Source organism: Actinacidiphila yeochonensis CN732 (assembly GCF_000745345.1).
Lineage (GTDB): Bacteria > Actinomycetota > Actinomycetes > Streptomycetales > Streptomycetaceae > Actinacidiphila > Actinacidiphila yeochonensis.
Window position 1 is genome coordinate 3,788,885 of sequence record NZ_JQNR01000005.1, and the last position, 17,781, is coordinate 3,806,665.

General features: G+C 73.1%; 12 protein-coding genes and 1 pseudogene. 8 read left to right on the top strand and 5 right to left on the bottom strand.

The features are described from left to right. The first annotated feature begins 362 nt into the window (after positions 1-362). The 8 genes from infC (at position 363) to BS72_RS27400 (ending at position 9,529) form a co-directional block, all read left to right on the top strand. Entirely contained in the window at positions 363-1,016 is a 654-nt protein-coding gene (infC, locus tag BS72_RS27365) for a translation initiation factor IF-3 (RefSeq protein ID WP_078901930.1), read from the top strand. Between the two features lie 118 nt (positions 1,017-1,134). After that, positions 1,135-1,329 carry a 50S ribosomal protein L35 gene (rpmI, locus tag BS72_RS27370; RefSeq protein WP_037914410.1) on the top strand — a complete coding sequence of 65 codons (195 nt, stop codon included), beginning with the start codon at positions 1,135-1,137 and terminating at the stop codon, positions 1,327-1,329. Positions 1,330-1,428: 99 nt separating this feature from the next. Continuing rightward, positions 1,429-1,812, top strand: a complete 384-nt coding sequence (gene rplT / locus BS72_RS27375) for a 50S ribosomal protein L20 (protein WP_037914413.1) — start codon at positions 1,429-1,431, stop codon at positions 1,810-1,812. Positions 1,813-2,061: 249 nt separating this feature from the next. Continuing rightward, positions 2,062-2,922: a TrmH family RNA methyltransferase gene (locus BS72_RS27380; protein WP_037914414.1), complete on the top strand. Its 861-nt coding sequence runs from the start codon at positions 2,062-2,064 to the stop codon at positions 2,920-2,922. 50 nt (positions 2,923-2,972) lie between these two features. Next, entirely contained in the window at positions 2,973-4,169 is a 1,197-nt protein-coding gene (locus BS72_RS27385; RefSeq protein ID WP_078901674.1) for a sensor histidine kinase, read from the top strand. A 214-nt stretch (positions 4,170-4,383) separates the two neighbouring features. Beyond that, entirely contained in the window at positions 4,384-5,505 is a 1,122-nt protein-coding gene (pheS, locus tag BS72_RS27390) for a phenylalanine--tRNA ligase subunit alpha (protein ID WP_037914415.1), read from the top strand. After that, on the top strand, positions 5,505-8,021 hold the full coding sequence (gene pheT, locus BS72_RS27395; RefSeq protein ID WP_037914416.1) for a phenylalanine--tRNA ligase subunit beta: 2,517 nt from the start codon (positions 5,505-5,507) through the stop codon (positions 8,019-8,021). Before pheS ends, pheT begins: the two co-directional genes overlap by 1 nt. A gap of 758 nt (positions 8,022-8,779) precedes the next feature. Continuing rightward, positions 8,780-9,529 carry an ABC transporter ATP-binding protein gene (locus BS72_RS27400; RefSeq protein ID WP_037917935.1) on the top strand — a complete coding sequence of 250 codons (750 nt, stop codon included), beginning with the start codon at positions 8,780-8,782 and terminating at the stop codon, positions 9,527-9,529. Between the two features lie 97 nt (positions 9,530-9,626). Here BS72_RS27400 and BS72_RS27405 read toward each other — a convergent pair. The 5 genes and pseudogenes from BS72_RS27405 to BS72_RS27420 all read right to left on the bottom strand — a co-directional run bounded on the left by BS72_RS27405 (position 9,627) and on the right by BS72_RS27420 (position 17,573). Then, positions 9,627-11,548: pseudogene (locus BS72_RS27405) on the bottom strand (Xaa-Pro dipeptidyl-peptidase). A gap of 259 nt (positions 11,549-11,807) precedes the next feature. Next, positions 11,808-12,665, bottom strand: a complete 858-nt coding sequence (locus BS72_RS27410; RefSeq protein ID WP_037914417.1) for a 3-hydroxybutyryl-CoA dehydrogenase — start codon at positions 12,663-12,665, stop codon at positions 11,808-11,810. A 124-nt stretch (positions 12,666-12,789) separates the two neighbouring features. After that, positions 12,790-13,056: a cellulose binding domain-containing protein gene (locus BS72_RS40060; protein WP_407639019.1), complete on the bottom strand. Its 267-nt coding sequence runs from the start codon at positions 13,054-13,056 to the stop codon at positions 12,790-12,792. Continuing rightward, the gene (locus BS72_RS27415; protein WP_407639020.1) at positions 13,053-15,548 is read right to left on the bottom strand and encodes a beta propeller repeat protein; all 2,496 of its coding nucleotides are present in this window, start codon (positions 15,546-15,548) and stop codon (positions 13,053-13,055) included. The genes BS72_RS40060 and BS72_RS27415 overlap by 4 nt, the downstream gene beginning before the upstream one ends. Before the next feature lie 387 nt (positions 15,549-15,935). After that, positions 15,936-17,573: a CehA/McbA family metallohydrolase gene (locus BS72_RS27420; RefSeq protein WP_107498901.1), complete on the bottom strand. Its 1,638-nt coding sequence runs from the start codon at positions 17,571-17,573 to the stop codon at positions 15,936-15,938. Between the last annotated feature and the right edge of the window lie 208 nt (positions 17,574-17,781).

Consider the following 17,781-nt stretch of genomic DNA (forward strand, 5'->3'; position numbering starts at 1 on the left):
GATATGCCCCGTCCGGTCGATTACGCCCTGTCCGGCCACGCTGGTATGCTGCTAGGACGACCGGTCGGACGCATGCGTGTCCGGCCACAAGTGGAGGCTCCGATCTCCCACCCGCGCGGCCCCCGGGCCGACGGGTCCCCGGTCAGACGGCTCGGGCCGGCGCTCTGCGCCGAGTCTGCTGCTGTCCGATGCGCCCCGCGGAACAAAGCGGCGGTGTTCCCGGTTTTGAGGAGCCCCGCCACGTGTCCCGTCCGGGGCGTTTTTTGACGCTTCGGCCGCTTCGGGGCACGGCGGTCGCGAAGACGAAGAAACCCAGCGCGGCTGTCGGCCAGTCAGCCGCGCGGCGCAACCGAGGAGGCCCCATCAGCGCCGAGCCCCGCATCAACGACCGGATTCGCGTTCCCGAGGTGCGACTTGTCGGCCCCAGCGGCGAGCAGGTCGGCATTGTGCCGCTTGCCAAGGCCCTGGAGCTTGCGCAGGAGTACGACCTCGACCTGGTCGAGGTCGCGGCGAACGCCCGTCCGCCCGTGTGCAAGCTCATGGACTACGGGAAGTTCAAGTACGAGTCGGCCATGAAGGCCCGTGAGGCGCGCAAGAACCAGGCGCACACGGTCATCAAGGAGATGAAGCTCCGGCCGAAGATCGACCCGCACGACTACGACACCAAGAAGGGTCACGTCGTCCGGTTCCTCAAGCAGGGCGACAAGGTCAAGATCACGATCATGTTCCGCGGACGCGAGCAGTCCCGGCCGGAGCTCGGCTTCCGGCTGCTCCAGCGGCTCGCGGAGGACGTCCAGGACCTCGGCTTCATCGAGTCGAATCCCAAGCAGGACGGCCGGAACATGATCATGGTCCTCGGTCCGCACAAGAAGAAGACCGAGGCGATGGCCGAAGCCCGCGAGGCACAGGCCGCCCGCAAGACCGGCCGCCTGGGCGAGCAGGGCGAGGTCGAGGTCGACACCGAGGTCGAGACCGAGACGGATCTGGACGGCGAGGCCCCGGCCGACGCCGGCTGAGCCTGGTGGACGAAGCACCCCGGAGCCCTCGGGCTCCGGGTACGTAATGCAGGACTGACGCTCTCCGTGCGCCCTTGGCGGCGGACGGGAGGGCCAGCGACGAGGAGACCACGGCGCCATGCCGAAGAACAAGACGCACAGCGGTACGAGCAAGCGCTTCAAGATCACCGGCTCCGGCAAGGTGCTGCGCGAGCGTGCCGGCAAGCGCCACCTGCTTGAGCACAAGCCGTCCAGCAAGACGCGGGCCCTGACCGGTACGGTCGAGGTGGCCCCGGCTGACGCGAAGAAGATCAAGAAGCTTCTCGGTAAGTGAGCCGCGCCGCCCCGTAGCGGGCGGGCGCCCTCGTAACCGGGACCCCCATTCATCGGATCGCGTGAGGACGACCGCGATCCCCTAGAAGGAGTTATTCACGTGGCACGCGTCAAGCGGGCAGTCAACGCCCAGAAGAAGCGCCGGGCGATCCTTGAGCAGGCCAGCGGCTACCGCGGTCAGCGTTCGCGCCTGTACCGCAAGGCCAAGGAGCAGGTCACCCACTCCCTGGTCTACAACTACAACGACCGCAAGAAGCGCAAGGGCGACTTCCGGCAGCTGTGGATCCAGCGGATCAACGCCGCCGCCCGCGCCAACGGCATGACGTACAACCGCCTCATCCAGGGGCTGAAGGCCGCCAACGTCGAGGTCGACCGCAAGATCCTCGCCGAGCTGGCCGTCAACGACGCCCCGGCGTTCGCCGCGCTGGTCGAGGTCGCGCAGAAGGCGCTGCCCGCCGACGTCAACGCCCCCAAGGCGGCCTGACGCTCGCCTGACGGCACGCGACACCTGCCGGGCGCCTCAGCGTCCGGCGGCCGAGGTCTCCGGGCCCGCGGGTGGTTTCCCCCGCGGGCCCGCTGCCTGCCCGGCCCCGGCCCCTCGCCGTTACGGCGCCCGCCGTCCGGCCCGGCTCCCGCGCCTCCGCGGTCCGGCCCCGGCCCCCGCCCTCGCGCCGCCGTCGAGCCGACCGGTCACGCCACGCACCCCACCCCGAGACGGAGCAGCCACCCGCCCATGGGCACCACCCCCGACCTCACCTCCCTGCGGTCCACGCGGGTGACAGCCGCCCACCGGCTGGCCAAGCGCAGCTTCCGCGGCAAGGAGCGCCGCTTCCTCGCCGAGGGCCCGCAGGCGGTGCGTGAGGCCGTGGCCCACGCCGGCGGCCCCGACGGCCGCACTCTCATCGAGCTCTACGCCACCCCCGAGGCGGCCGAGCGCCACGCCGACCTGGTCGGCGCCGCCCGTGCGGCCGGCGCCCCCGTGCTCACCGCCACCCCCGAGGTGATGGCCGAGATCTCCGACACGGTCACCCCGCAGGGCCTGGTGGCCGTCTGCCGGTTCCTGGACGCCCCGCTGGCCGCCGTGCTCGCCGCCCGCCCCAGGCTCGTCGCCGTCCTCGCCAACGTCCGCGACCCGGGCAACGCCGGCACCGTGCTGCGCTGCGCCGACGCCGCCGGCGCCGACGCCGTGGTGCTCACCGACGCCTCCGTCGACCTGTACAACCCCAAGGCCGTGCGGGCCTCGGCCGGCAGCCTCTTCCACCTGCCGGTCGCCGTCGGGGTGCCCGTCGAGGAGGCGGTGGCCGGGCTGCGCGGCGCCGGGCTGCGGGTGCTGGCCGCCGACGGCGCGGGCGCCGGCGACCTGGACACCGAACTCGACGAGGGGCGGATGGGAGCCCCCACGGCCTGGGTCTTCGGCAACGAGGCGTGGGGCCTGCCCGAGGAGACCCGGGCGCTGTCCGACGCGGTGGTCCGGGTGCCCATCCACGGCCACGCCGAGAGCCTCAACCTCGCCACGGCCGCCGCGGTCTGCCTGTACGCCTCCGCTCGGGCGCAGCGCGCACCCGCGGGGTGCCGCAGCGTCACTTCCACCTAGTAGGGTGTTCCGCCCCGGGCCCTGAGAGGGGGGTGGCTGTGGCGGATGTCATGCCGCAGGAGGGCGTGCTCGGCGCGCCGGGACGGCTCGCGCCGGCGGCCGGCCGCAGAACGCACCCGGCACCGTCCCTGCTCGCGCCCGCCGAGCCCGCGGACACCGCCTGCCCGCCCGCGTCCGGCGCGGTCCTCGACCCCGACGACCTGCCCGACGGCCTGCTCGTGGCGGACTCCGCCGGCCTGGTGGTCGGCTTCAACGCCGCCGCCGCCCGGATCACCGCCCTCGACCCGGCCGCGGTGCTCGGCCGCCCGGTCGAGCAGGCGCTGCCGCTGGAGGACCTCGACGGCCGCCGCTGGTGGCAGCTGACCGACCCGTACGGCGGGCTGGCCATCCGCACCGGCCAGCCGGAGCGCAACCTGCTGCTGCCCGGCGGCCGGGAGGTGCTGGTCGCCGCCCGCTACGTGCGCTCCCACCCGCGCGGCCCCGTCGTCCGGCTCGTGGTCACCCTGCGCGGCACCGAGGCCCGGCGCCGCACCGAACGCTCGCACGCCGAGCTGATCGCCACCGTCGCCCACGAGCTGCGCTCCCCGCTGACCTCGGTGAAGGGCTTCACGGCCACCCTGCTGGCGAAGTGGGAGCGTTTCACCGACGACCAGAAGAAGCTCATGCTGGAGACGGTGGACGCGGACGCCAACCGGGTGACCCGGCTGATCGCCGAGCTGCTGGACATCTCCCGGATCGACTCCGGCCGGCTGGAGGTGCACCGCCAGCCCGTCGACATGGTTGCCGCCGTCCGCCGCCACGTCGAGGCCCACCTCGCGGCGGGCCAGCCCGCCGACCGGTTCGCCGTGCAGGTCGCCGCCGGGCTGCCGCAGCTGTGGGCCGACCCCGACAAGGTCGACCAGATCCTGGGCAACCTGCTGGAAAACGCCGTGCGCCACGGCGACGGACGCGTCACCATTGAGGTCGCGGCGGCCCGCGCGACGGGCGGGGACGGCGCCGAACGCGACACGGAGGGCACGGCGGTCACGGTGAGCGACGAGGGTCCCGGCATCCCCGAGGAGTCGGTGGGTCGCGTCTTCACCCGCTTCTGGCGGGGCAGCAAGCGCGGCGGCACCGGGCTGGGCCTGTACATCGTCAAAGGCATCGTGGAGGCGCACGGCGGCGCCATCAGCGTGGGCCGGGCCCCCGGCGGCGGCGCCGAGTTCCGATTTACCCTGCCCGTCGGGGCCCCCGCGTTCCTGGGCTGAGCCCGGCCGGCGAAAGCGCCGGCCCGCCGGCCCCGCGCGGCAGCCGCCCCGGCGGGCGTCCACGCGCGTTGTCCACAGGCGGGCACGCGGCGGCAGCGGGCGGTTGTACGGACCCGGATAGACTCGGCCCCTGGCACGCGTCCGAAAAGGTCCGCCTCCTGCGAGGCCGTCCCTGGGAGGCCCGCCACCAGCATCCAATGCGGAACGGGAAGAGATGTCGGCACCGAACAAGTCGTACGACCCAGTGGAGGTCGAGGCGTTGCAGCCGGAGCAGATCGAGCGGATGCGCGACGAGGCACTCGCCGCGATCGCGGCTGCCGCCGATCTTGACGCACTGGCCCACGTCAAGACCGCGCACACCGGCGGCACCTCGCCGCTCGCGCTGGCCAACCGGGAGATCGGCGCGCTGCCGCCCCAGGCCAAGGCGGAGGCGGGCAAGCGGGTCGGACAGGCCCGCGGCGCCGTCAACAAGGCGCTGGCCGCCCGGCAGGCCGAGCTGGAGACGGAGCGGGACGTCCGCGTGCTGGTCGAGGAGGCGGTGGACGTCACCCTTCCGTACGACCGCAGGCCGGCCGGCGCCCGCCACCCGATGACCACGCTCAGCGAGCGCATCGAGGACATCTTCACCGCGATGGGCTACGAGGTCGCGGAGGGTCCCGAGGTCGAGGCGGAGTGGTTCAACTTCGACGCCCTCAACATCTCGGTGGACAACCCGGTCCGCAGCGAGCAGGACACCATGTTCCTGGCCGGCCCGGACGGCACCGAGGACACCGGCCGGGTGCTGCGCACCCACACCTCCGGGGTGCAGATCCGCTCCCTGCTCGAACGCGAGCTGCCGGTCTACGTGATCGCCCCCGGCCGCGTCTACCGCACCGACGCGCTCGACGCCACGCACACCCCGGTCTTCCACCAGGTCGAGCTGCTCGCCGTGGACGAGGGCCTGACGATGGCGGACCTCAAGGGCACGCTCGACCACATGGTGGTCTCCCTCTTCGGCGAGGGCATGACGACCCGGCTGCGGCCGAACCACTTCCCGTTCACCGAGCCGTCCGCCGAGATGGACATGCTCTGCTACGTCTGCCGCGGCACGTCCGCCGAGGACCCGGAGCGCCCCTGCCGCACCTGCTCCTCCGAGGGCTGGATCGAGCTGGGCGGCTGCGGCGTGGTCAACCCCAAGGTGCTGACCGCCTGCGGTATCGACCCCCAGCGGTACAGCGGCTTCGCGTTCGGCTTCGGCATCGAGCGGATGCTGATGTTCCGCCACAACGTCGAGGACATGCGAGACATCGTCGAGGGTGACGTGCGCTTCACCCTCCCGTTCGGGATGGAGATCTGATGCGGGTCCCGCTTTCTTGGCTGCGGGAGTACGTCGACCTGCCGGCCGGCACCACCGGCCGCGACGTCCAGGCCAAGCTCATCTCCGCCGGCCTGGAGGTCGAGGCCGTCGAGCAGCTCGGCGCCGACCTGACGGGCCCGCTGGTGGTCGGCGAGGTGCTCACCATCGAGGAGCTGGAGGGCTTCAAGAAGCCCATCCGCTTCTGCACCGTCGACGTGGGCAAGGCCAACGGCAGCGGTGAGCCGCAGGAGATCGTCTGCGGCGCCCGCAACTTCGCCGTCGGCGACAAGGTCGTCGTGGTGCTGCCCGGCGCCGTGCTGCCCGGCAACTTCGAGATCGCCGCCCGCACGACGTACGGCAAGGTCTCGCACGGCATGATCTGCTCCGCCAGCGAGCTGGGCATGGGCGACGACCACGACGGCATCATCGTGCTGCCGCCGGAGCACGAGGCCGGCACCGACGCGATCGCGCTGCTGGAGCTCGTCGACGAGGTGCTGGACATCGCGGTCACCCCGGACCGCGGCTACTGCCTGTCGATGCGCGGCGTGGCCCGCGAGGCCGCGACCGCCTTCGGGCTGCCGCTGAGCGACCCGGCGCTGATCGACGTGCCCGCGCCCAACGCCGCCGGCTACCCGGTGCGGGTCGCCGACCCGGCCGCCTGCGACCGGTTCACCGCCCGCACCGTCACCGGCGTGCACCACGAGGCCCGCTCGCCGATCTGGCTCCAGCGGCGGCTGCAGAAGGTCGGCGTCCGGCCGATCTCGCTGGCCGTCGACATCACCAACTACGTGATGTTCGAGGTCGGCCAGCCGCTGCACGCCTACGACCGGGCCCGCCTCAACGGCCCGATCGGGGTGCGCCGCGCCGAGCCCGGCGAGCACCTCACCACCCTCGACGGCACCAAGCGCGAGCTGGACCCCGAGGACCTGGTGATCACCGACGACTCCGGCCCGATCGGCCTGGCCGGCGTGATGGGCGGCGCCAACACGGAGATCGCCGACGTCGCCGCGGAGACCGGCACCAGCGAGATCGTCATCGAGGCCGCGCACTTCGCGCCGACCGTGGTGGCCCGCGCGGCCCGCCGGCACCGGCTGTCCAGCGAGGCGTCCCGCCGCTTCGAGCGCGGCGCCGACCCGCAGGCCGCCTCCGCCGCCGCCCAGCGCGCGGTGGACCTGCTGGTGCTGCTGGCCGGCGGCACCGCCGAACCCGGCGTCACCGAGGTCGTCACGCCCTACCCGCCGCGCACCATCGCGATGCCCGCCGACCACCCGGAGAAGGTCGCCGGCACCACCTACGGCCGCGCCACGGTCGTCCGCCGCCTCCAGGAGGTCGGCTGCGACGTCTACGGCTCCGACGACCTGATCGTCACGGTGCCCAGCTGGCGGCCCGACCTCACCCAGCCCAACGACCTCGCCGAGGAGGTGCTGCGGCTGGAGGGCTACGAGAACCTGCCCTCCCGGCTGCCCCGGGTGCCCTCCCAGCGCGGCCTCACCGAGTCGCAGCGGCTGCGCCGCCGGGTCGGCCGCGCCCTGGCCGGCGCCGGCTACGTCGAGGCGCCGACCTACCCCTTCCTCGACCCGGCCGTGCTGGACCAGTTCGGCGCCGGCGCCGACGACAGGCGGCGGGACGTGGTGCGGCTGGCCAACCCCATCGACGACACCCAGCCGGCGCTGCGCACCACCCTGCTGCCCGGGCTGCTGGCCACCCTGCGCCGCAACCACGGGCGCGGCGCGCACGACCTGGCGCTCTTCGAGACCGGGCTGGTCTTCCACCCCACCGAGGGCAGCCGGGCCGCCGCGCTCCGCGAGGTGCCGGTGGACCGCCGCCCCTCCGACGAGCAGATCGCCGCGCTCAAGGCGGCGCTGCCGTACCAGCCGCGGCACGTCGCCGTGGTGCTCGGCGGGGCCCGCGAGCCCGAGGGCTGGTGGGGCCAGGGCCGCCCGGCCACCTGGGCCGACGCGGTCGAGGCGGGTCGGATCGTCGCCCGCGAGGCACGGGTGACGCCGACCGTCCGCGCCGCCCAGTACGCGCCGTTCCACCCGGGCCGGTGCGCCGAGTTCACCGCGACGGGTCCGGACGGCACCGAGGTGGTCCTGGGCCACGCCGGCGAGCTGCACCCCCGCACGGTGAAGGCGCTGGGCCTGCCCGAGCGCGCCTGCGCCATGGAGCTGGACATCGACGCGCTGGAGCGGGTCGGCGGACAGCCCGCCGTGGGCGCCACGGTGTCGACGTTCCCGGTGGCCACCCAGGACGTCGCCCTCGTGGTGGACGCGGGCGTGCCCGCGGCCGACGTCGAGGCCGCGCTGCGCGAAGGGGCCGGCCCGCTGCTGGAGTCCCTGCGGCTGTTCGACGTCTTCACCGGCGAGCAGATCGGCGAGGGCCGCAAGTCGCTGGCCTACGCACTGCGGTTCCGGTCCCCGGGCCGGACGCTCACCGCGGACGAGGCCAGCGCCGCCCGCGACGCCGCGGTGGCAGCCGCCGCGGCCGCCACCGGAGCCCAGCTCCGAGGCGCCTGACCGGCCGCCGACCGGGGCCCCGCCCCGGTCGGCACCCGCTGCCCCATCGCGCCCCCACGGCACCTGCCGTGGGGGCGCGCTGCTTTTCCGGCCTTTTCCGGCCCTTTCCGGTCCCTACTCGGGCCCTTTCCAGCCGGGTGGGCGCGCCGGGCCTACGGCGCGCTCGCGGGCGCTCCCGCCCGGCACCCGAGGGCGACCTGGAGGCGAGGCGACGGCGCATCCGACGGCGACCTGGAAGCGAAGCGACGGCGAGCCGGGTGGCCGGCGGGCGCTTGCCGCGCCAGGGTGGTAGCGGACACACCCGACCTGACCGGGACGTACGCGGGCGAACTTCCCCGTAACCGGAAACGCGCGGGCCCGCATCCGGGCCGGGCCCGGCCGCCCCGGGGTCCGCCGGCCCCCGCCCGGGTGGAACGCCGCAGGCAAGGAGCACCGACGTGACGGACGACGCGAGCCCCCGGCAACCGCCCGCCCGTCCGGGCCGCCCGCTCGGCCCGGCCCGTCCGGAGAGCGTGCCGCTCGACGGCGTCCGGCGCGGAGAAGCGCCGCCGGCCGACGGCCCGGCCCCCGCGGACGCGTTGGCAGACTCAGCACCCGCCGAGGCCAGGGCCGAGGCCGACACCGTGACCGAGGCCGCCCCGGCTCCCGCCCCCGCGCCCGGAGCGGCGGCCGGCTCCGCACCCGCGCGCACCGCGCGGGCGGACGGTACGGTCCGTACGGACGCCGAAGGCGCGGCTGCGGGGACGGGCAGCCCCCGCGTGCCGACCGTGATCGTGGACGACCTGCACGTCACCTACCGCATCCACACCAACGGCTCCGGCCACGGCAGCGCGGCCGCCGCCCTCGGCCGCCTGGTGACCCGCCGCGCCTCGCCGAACGTCCACCTCGTGCACGCGCTGCGCGGCATCAGCTTCACGGCCTACCGGGGGGAGGCCATCGGCATCATCGGCTCCAACGGCTCCGGCAAGTCCACCCTGCTCAAGGCCATCGCCGGGCTGCTTCCGGCCGAACGCGGCCGGGTGCACACCGACGGCCAGCCCGCGCTGCTGGGCGTCAACGCCGCCCTGATGAACGACCTCACCGGCAGTGTCAACGTCGTCCTGGGCGGCCTGGCCATGGGGATGAGCCGCGAGGAGGTCATGGAGAGCTACCAGGAGATCGTCGAGTTCTCCGGGATCAACGAGAAGGGCGACTTCATCTCGCTGCCGATGCGCACGTACTCCTCCGGTATGGCGGCCAGGCTGCGGTTCTCCATCGCCGCCGCCAAGCAGCACGACGTGCTGATGATCGACGAGGCGCTGTCCACCGGGGACCGGGCCTTCCAGCGGCGGTCCGAGGAGCGCATCCGCGAGCTGCGCGCGGAGGCCGGCACGGTCTTCCTGGTCAGCCACAACAACAAGTCCATCCGGGACACCTGCGACCGCGTCCTGTGGGTGGAGAAGGGCGAGCTGCTGCACGACGGCCCCACCGAGGAGGTGGTCGCCGCCTACGAGGCCCGGCACGGATGACGCGCGGCCCGAGCCGCCGCCCCGCGGCGAAGGCGGAAAGCGGGCGGGGGCCCGACCGGTCGCACCGGTCGGGCCCCCGCCCGCGCTCGGCGGAATCTCAGCGCAGTCGCGCCGCCTGCGAGGCGGGCAGCGCGGCAGCCGGCCCACCCGTCGGGGCGGTGGCGCCGCCCGCCGTGCGGTGGCCGCCGGAGCCGCCGCGCAGGGCGTGGGCCAGCGCCGGGAGACCGCCGACGAGCGGCAGGTCGGCGCTGGACCGGGAGAGGTCGACGCTGATCGACGGCCTGGTGTCCGGGGCGACGATCAGCCCGTTGTCGGTCCCCGCCACGATCAGCGCGAGCCGGTGCCCGGCCGGGACCACGTGGTCACTGGAGGCCAGCTGGATGGTGATGGTGTACGCCTTGCCCGGGGTGAGCGACACGCCGTGCAGCGACGGGTCGTAGTGCCCGAGGTCGGCCCAGCCGCGGCTGAAGACCGTCTGCTGGACGTTCTCGGTGTCCGCCGCCGTGTCGTAGTAGCAGGAGCTGTCCCCCGAGGTGCTCGCGCCCCAGCAGGACTTGCTCGACAGCGTGGTGGTGATGCCCTCCTCGTCGCCCTCGTAGTTCCGGATGGTCGACGGGCCGAGGTCGACCAGGACCGCGGACAGGTGCGCGCTGGTGGTGGACGGGGTCGCGGTGACCGTCACCGTGCCGCCGCCCGACAGCCGCAGGTCGCTGGAGAGCACCCCGGTGGTGAACGACACCTTGTCCCCGGTCGCCTGGTCCGCCTGCGCCGCCCAGTCGTCCTCGCTCTGCGAGGGGTCGTCGGTGTACTGCTCGCTGCCGCTCGCCGGCGGGGGCCGGCGCTCAGCGTGCCGAGGCCGTTGGCGGAGCCGGGCTTGAGGGCCACCTTGGTCGCGGTGGTGCCCGGGGCGGGCCAGACCGCGTCGGTGGTCCAGTGGTCGGGGGTCCGTTCGATGTCGGCCATCGGCTGGTCCTGGACACCGTTGTCGACGCCCATCAGGTAGTGGTCGAACCACTGGTGCAGGGTGTCGACCCAGGCGCTCCGCCGGTAGTCGAACGGGTCGACGTGACCGGTCTGCGACAGCCAGATCTTGCGCTGCACCCCGTTCGCGGCGAGGGCGTTCCACCACTGGCCGAAGTTCTTGGTGCGCACGTTGAGGTCCTGCATGCCCTGCGCGACGAAGACGCTGGCCTTCACCTTCGAGGCGTCGGCGTAGTAGTCGCGCTGCTGCCAGGCACTGGTCCAGTCGCCGTCGCGCGGCGCCCCGTCGCGCAGTGCCTGCTCCTCGGCGGAGCACTTGGACTGCGCGTTCGGACTCTCGACCTCGTAGGCGAGGTCGTCGGGGCCGCCGTCGTAGAGGGCCGCGCCCTGCGCGAAGTAGTAGTCGTACCAGGAGCTGATGCCGCTGATGTCGACGATGGTCTTCAGCCCGTCGACGCCCGTGGCGGCGACGCCGTTGGCGATGGTGCCGTCCCAGCTCTTGCCGATCATGCCGACCGACCCGTTGGACCAGCTCGCCCGCGCGGTGCTGCTCCCGGTGCGGCTGGTGTACGCGGTGGCCCTGCCGTTCAGCCAGTCGATGACGGCCTTGGCGGAGGTGATGTCGGAGGGGCCGCCGACGTCGACGCAGCCGTCGGAGCGGTCGGTGCCCGCGAGGTCGACGAGCACGACGGCGTAGCCGCGCGGCACGAAGTAGTTGTCGTAGTAGAGCGGGAAGCCCACCGGGTTCCCACTGCTGTCGTACGTCTTGATCTGGCTCTCGTTGCCGCGGCCGCAGCACGAGTAGTAGGGGCTGGCGTCCATGATGACCGGAACCCGTTTGCCGGCCGCGGCGGGTTCCGATGGCCTGATGATGTCCGCCGCCACCCGGTCGGACGTGCCGTCGTGGTCGCTGTCGAGGCCGGTGTCGACCCAGACCGACTGGCGGACGGCGTTGGCGTAGGAGTCGACCGGTTGGGTGCCGGCGGCCCGTGGGTGCGGACCGGCGTGCGCGGCGGCCGGGGCGAGGAGGACGAACATCAGGGCGGCGAGTACCGCCGCCACGACGGACGTCGAGCGGGTACGGGATCTCCGAGTATGTGACAGCACCCCGGGACGCTATCGCCTGACGCCGTCATGACAATAGATCGTTTTCGAGACACCCGGCCGGTCCGGGGCCCGGCGCCGAGGACGGCTCGCGACCCCGATCCACCTGGGCCCGGGCCGATCCGACCGGGCCAGGCGGACCGACGGGCACGTTAGTGGCCGCCGACGGAGAAGCGGGCGACCACGGAGACGATCAGTAGCTGTAGAAGCCCGCGCCGGACTTGCGGCCCAGACGGCCGGCGTCCACCATCCGCCGGAGGAGCGGCGGCGCCGCGTACAGCGGTTCCTTGAACTCGTCGTACATGGACTCGGCGATGGCCGCGACGGTGTCCAGGCCGATCAGGTCGGAGAGCCGCAGCGGGCCCATCGGGTGGGCGCAGCCCATCTCCATGCCGTTGTCGATGTCCTCGCGGGTGGCGATGCCCGACTCGAACATCCGGACCGCCGACAGCAGGTACGGCACCAGCAGCGCGTTGACGACGAAGCCGGAGCGGTCCCGGGCCCGGATCGGGTGCTTGCCGAGCACCTCGGTGACCAGGTGCTCGGCCCGCTTCAGGGTCTCGCTGCCGGTGGTGAGCGCCGGGATCAGCTCGACCAGGCGCTGCACCGGAGCCGGGTTGAAGAAGTGGATGCCCATCACCATGTCGGGGCGGGAGGTCGCCACCGCGAGCCGGACCAGGGGGATGGAGGAGGTGTTGGAGGCGAGGATGGCGTCCTCGCGGGTGACCACCTGGTCCAGGACCCGGAAGATGTCCAGCTTCACCTGCTCGTCCTCGACCACCGCCTCGATGACCAGGTCCCGGTCGGCGAGGTCGCCCAGGTCGGTGGTGAAGGTCAGGCGCTCCAGGACGGCGTCGCGGTCCTGCTCGCTGATCTTGCCGCGCTCCGCGGCGCGCCCGAGGGAGTTCGCCAGCCGGGCCCGGCCCAGCTCCAGCGCCTCGCCGGTGGTCTCGGCGACCTTGACGTCGAGCCCGGCCCGCGCGCACACCTCCGCGATGCCCGACCCCATCTGCCCCGCGCCCACCACTCCGACGCGCTGGATGTCACTCACTCGTCAATCCTTCCGCCGATGCCTGCCGGGCCCAGCATCCGGGCGGGGCCCACCCGACCGACGTTACCGCCCGGTGCCGTCCGCGGGCCCTGGCGGGGCCGGACCCGCGGACAGCGTCCCGGTGTCAGCCGGAAGCGGTGGCGCAGGCCGCTCCGCCCAGGGTGATCGCGGTGACCGGGGAGTTCTTCGCGCCGACGGTGGCGTTGAAGCCGACCGTGACGGAGGCGCCCTTGGCCAGGCTGGTGCCCCAGCTCGGCGCCTTGACCGTCACCGCTTTGCCGCTCTGGGTGACGTCGCCGTTCCACAGCGAGCTGATCTGCTGGTCCTCGGCGAAGTTCCAGCCGATGGTCCAGCCGTTCACGGCCGCGGACCCGGTGTTGGTGACGGTCACCGAGGCCTGGAAGCCGCCGGGCCAGCTGTTGGCCACCGTGTACGCGGCCGTGCAGGCGCCCGACCCGGCCGGGGGCGAGGTCGGCGGCGTCGTGGGCGGTGTGGTCGGGGAGTGGTGGGCGGTGTGGTCGGGGGAGTGGTGGTGCCGCCGCCCGAGGTGTCCGAGGTGTCGCCGTAGATGATGCCGCGGCCGTTGGTGCCCACGTAGACACGGCCGTAGACGCGCGGGTCACCGGTGATGGCCGCTCCCGTCCAGCCGTACTGGTGGGCGTCGTCGTTGATCCGCACCCAGGTGGCCCCGGCGTCCGTGGAGCGGTAGATGCCGCGCACCCCGCCGACCTCCGCGCTGCTGTACAGGGCGGGGTAGGAGGCGCCGGGCGCGGCCTTGCCGAAGCCGATGGTGTCGGCCTCCTGCACGCCGGTGACCTTAGTGAAGGTCGCGCCGGAGTCGGTGGAGTGCCACAGCCCGTAGCCCGTGTCGCTGCCGCCGGCCAGCCAGACGTCGCCCTTCGCGCCGGGCAGCGCCTTGATCTGCACGGCGCCCGAGGACGGCAGCCCGGAGGCGGCCGTGGCCGTGAAGGTGGCCCCGGCGTCGGTCGACAGGTAGAAGCGGCCGCCGGAGAAGCCGTAGAAGCGCTTGGCGTCCACCCGGTCGGAGGCGATGGACGCGCCCGAGGGCAGGCCGCTCGCCGCGCTCCAGGAGGAGCCGAAGCCGGTGGTGTGCTGCACGCCCGTGCCCGCGGGGCTCCACAGGAACGCGGAGCCGTCGGCCGCCGCGGCGACGGTGCCGCCGCCGGTGACCCCTGCCGGGTCGGTGCCGGCGAACCAGTCGGCGCCGTTGTCGGTGGAGAACGCCACGTGCGGGCCGCTGTCCTCGTCGCCCACCCGCACCACGATGCCCGGGTTGCTCTCCGCGTAGTCGATGCCGTCCGTGGTGGTGAACGTCGGCTGCTGGTACATCGTCGCGGGGATCTTGGTGATGTCGGTGTGCCGGAACCCGCCGAGGTCGCCGAGCGCGCTCAGCAGCGGCGCCCCCGAGGGCGGGCTGATCAGGCCCTTGACCGCGATCTCCTCCAGCCCCTTGACGTTCGGGGTGAGGGCGATCTTCCCGCCGGAGGTGTCCCAGTCGGTGAGGTCGGAGGTGCCGTAGACCGTGGCGCCGGTGCCGAACCACATCCGGTTGGAGTCGAACGGGTCGATCTCCAGCGACTCCGTCATCCAGCCGAGCTTCGGGGTCTCCTCGGGCGGCGACGGGTTCGCGCCGAACGTCAGCCACGGCACGGAGGAGACGTTCAGGGTGTAGCGGTCCTGGCGGTTCGGGTAGCTGGTGTAGTCCCAGGCGCGGGTCCAGGTGGCGCCGCTGTCGGTGGAGCGGAAGATCTGCGTGTCGGGCCACCAGGAGCTGTACCCGGTGGCCATGAGGGTGCCCGGGTGCTCCCGGTCGATGGTGAGGCCGCTGTATCCGAAGTACGTGTCGGAGTCCGACATCGGGCTGATGTTCGTCCAGGTGCCGGTCTTCACGGCGTACCGCCAGACCTGGCCCGCCGAGCCGTCGTAGGGCCCGCCGGTGTCGCTGGTGGCGATGTAGAGGTAGCCGTTGACGCTGTCCAGCACGCCCTTGTGGGCGATATACCCGGTGGGCTGGCCGGCCAGCCGGGACCAGGTGGCGCCCCCGTCGGTGGAGCGGAAGACGGTGTTGTCCTTGTCGGCGACGCCCACGTAGATCGTCTGGGTGGCCGACCCCTTGGTGCCGGTCGTCGGGTCGAAGGTCACCCACACGACGCCCTGGTTGTCGCTGTTGTAGCCGGTGGTGTCGGTCGGGTCGTCGGCGTAGTTCCCGGCATCCGGGAAGGCCGTGACCTGCGACCACGTCACCCCCGAGTCGGTGCTGCGCCACAGGCCGTGGCCGCTGGGGGTGCCCAGGTAGAGGACGCTGTCCTTGTTCGGGTCGATGGCCAGCCGCTCGCCCATGCCGCGGCCGGGCATGTTCCCGCCGAGCTTGAACGGCAGGTCGGTGGCCTGCCAGGTGGCCCCCCGGTCGGAGGAGCGCAGGACGGCGCCGTTGCCCGGGTCCCAGTCGTTGGTGTACGTGCCGACGGCCGCGTACACCTTGTCCGGCGCCAGCGCGTCGCTGGCCAGGCTCACCACCCCGGTACGGCCCCAGTGGTCCCAGCCCACGGAGTCCAGCAGCGGCGTCCAGGACTGGTCGGACTGGTTCCAGCGGTACGCGCCGCCGATGTCGGTGCGGGCGTAGGCGAGGTTCTTCTCCGACTGGTTGAAGATGATGCCGGGGACGAAGCCGCCCCCGCCGATCTGCACGTTCTTCCAGCTGTAGGTGTCGGCCACCGAGGCGGCGGGTGCGGCGGCCGCAGCGGCCGAGGCGGGCGCGGCGGCCCGGTCGGGTGCCGCGGCGGCCGTGGCGGCGGCGGCCGTGAGGGCGCCGCCGATCAGGGACAGGGCCGCGACGAGCGCGGCGAGGGGTCTGCGGAGCATCGAGTCGTCCTCTGCACGGGTGAATGCGAGTGGGGGTGGACGGTGGTGCACGCGCGTGAACCCGCTGTGGGAGCGCTCCCATAGCGGATCGGCCCGATGGTAGCGCTCACTCGGACGGGCGAGAAGACCTTGGACGCGGTCGTCGGCGAAGGGGCCGACGAGGTCGGGCGGGGCCGATGAGGCCCGGAGGAGGCCGATGGGGGAGGGGCAGGCCGCGCCGGTCCGTCGCGCGGGTCCGGCCCTTTGAAGGACCGGACCCGCGGACTTCACCCGACCACCTGCGGGCCGTCAGGCGACCGGCCTACCGCCCTACCGGTCAGCCGTCAGCCCGCCGTCAGCCGGTCGTGCCGATCGACCGCCGGCCCGGCTGCTCGGCCCGGCAGTGGCTCACTTGACCTTGCCCACCAGGAAGACGGGGTTGGTCATCGCGGCCATGGGGCCGAACATCAGCGCGTCGCCCATGGTGTTGCCCTGGCCGGCGGAGCCGTCCGCCATCGGGTGGCGCACCTCGGCGCGCACGTAGGCGGCGAGGGAGGCCGTCGTACGCCAGGTCACCGTGCCGGTGCCGGAGGCGCCGATCGACGCCTGGTGCATCTGGCCCTCGTCGGTGATGAAGCGGACGGTGCCGTTCGGCACCCCCTGCACGTCGATGCTGATGTCGACGGGAGCCTCGGACGGCACGGTCAGCGTCTGGCCGATGCCGGCCTGCTTCCCGTTCCCGGTGGCGGTGAAGGTGAGGTTGACGGCGGAGGACTCCGCGATCCAGCTGCGGCCGGCGCGGATGCCGTCCATCAGCGCGTCCGTGGCGAGGTCGTCGGCGTACACGACGTTGTGCGGCAGGCCGATGACCTGCGGCTCGCTGTGCGCGTCGCTGTTGCCCATCGCCGGCAGCCACTGCTTGCCGGTGCGGACCGCCTCGCCGAGCTTCTGGTCCCAGGTGCTGACCGCGTGCTCGTCGTCGTAGGTCCACGGACCGGTCCACACCTCGGTGGCGTCCGCGTCGTCGAAGCCGAACTTCCACTGCGAGGCGATGTAGGCGCAGTACATGTGCGCGGGCACCACGAGGCCGCCGTTGCGCCGCACCTGGCGGGAGAAGCGCTCGAACGCGTCGTCACGCGAGCGGTAGCGCCAGTCGATCCACTCGCCGGCGGGCAGGCCGAGGGCGAGCCAGTGGCCGTTGCGGGTGGTGACCTCCTCGCCGGTGATGATCAGCAGGTCCTGGCCGGCGTACTCGCCCCACACCCCGTGCGAGGAGGTGGTGTTGTGGTCGGTGGAGACCATGAAGTCCAGCCCGGCGGCGCGGGCGCCCGCGGCGACCTCGGAGGGCAGGCGCTTGCCGTCGGAGTAGAGGGTGTGCAGGTGGCAGTCGCCGCGGTACCAGCTGTGGCCGCGGCCCTTGGCGCGCTGCGGCGGGTAGTTCGGCACGAAGGAGGGACCCTTGGGGCCGTAGGTCAGGGTGACCTGCACCTGGTAGGTCATGCCCTGCGGGGCCACCTGGTAGGGGCCCAGTACGACGTTCCAGCGTCCGGCCTTCACCGGGCCGGGCAGGTAGCCCGGGGTGGCCTCGGAGTTGCTGATCTCGAACGAGGTACGGGCGCCGCCGGACCAGCCGCGGAAGCCGTGGCCGCCCAGCGCGGTCCCGCGCTCGTCGAAGATGCCGATGTCGCAGGAGTTGGCGGGGACGCCGGACGGAACCGACGGCTTGTCGTAGGAGTAGGAGACCGCGATCTTCTGCACGCCCTCCGGAACGTCCACGGGGAGGTAGACGAAGTCGACGGCGCCGGTGTCCAGCGTGCCGGTGATCGTACTGGTCACCTGGGTGCCGGCGGCGGGCGCGCCGCCCGACTTCTTGTCGGCCGCCTGGGCGGCCTGGGCGAAGGACATCGGGGCCAGGGTGATGGCGGCCGCGCCCAGGCCGGCCGTGAGCAGCCGTCGGCGGCGCACGCCCTCGGCTGAGGCGGCGGCAGGGACGGTGCCGGGGTCGAGCGGTTCGACGTGCTGCTCGCAGCGGCCGTCAGCGCACATGGAAGGGGTCCTCCTGGAATATCGCCGTTTGGGAAACCTCCAGGACCTTCATCGTCCACCGTGAACACGGGATGAGCCGAGCGTGGCGGGTACGGCAACACCACGAGAAACCGCCCACCAGAGTGCCTGATGTCCTGTATTGGCGTCCCACCTGGTGAAATGACGAGGAGTCAGCATCCGGCTCCACGTGGACGGCGTCGGAAAAGCG

Bases quoted from the DNA above. Each gene is read 5' to 3' on its own strand.
- rpmI (WP_037914410.1), top strand. From the start codon at position 1,135: ATGCCGAAGAACAAGACGCACAGCGGTACGAGCAAGCGCTTCAAGATC.
- BS72_RS27380 (WP_037914414.1), top strand. From the start codon at position 2,062: ATGGGCACCACCCCCGACCTCACCTCCCTGCGGTCCACGCGGGTGACA.
- BS72_RS27385 (WP_078901674.1), top strand. From the start codon at position 2,973: ATGCCGCAGGAGGGCGTGCTCGGCGCGCCGGGACGGCTCGCGCCGGCG.
- pheS (WP_037914415.1), top strand. From the start codon at position 4,384: ATGTCGGCACCGAACAAGTCGTACGACCCAGTGGAGGTCGAGGCGTTG.
- pheT (WP_037914416.1), top strand. From the start codon at position 5,505: ATGCGGGTCCCGCTTTCTTGGCTGCGGGAGTACGTCGACCTGCCGGCC.
- BS72_RS27415 (WP_407639020.1), bottom strand. From the start codon at position 15,548: ATGCTCCGCAGACCCCTCGCCGCGCTCGTCGCGGCCCTGTCCCTGATC.
- BS72_RS27420 (WP_107498901.1), bottom strand. From the start codon at position 17,573: ATGTGCGCTGACGGCCGCTGCGAGCAGCACGTCGAACCGCTCGACCCC.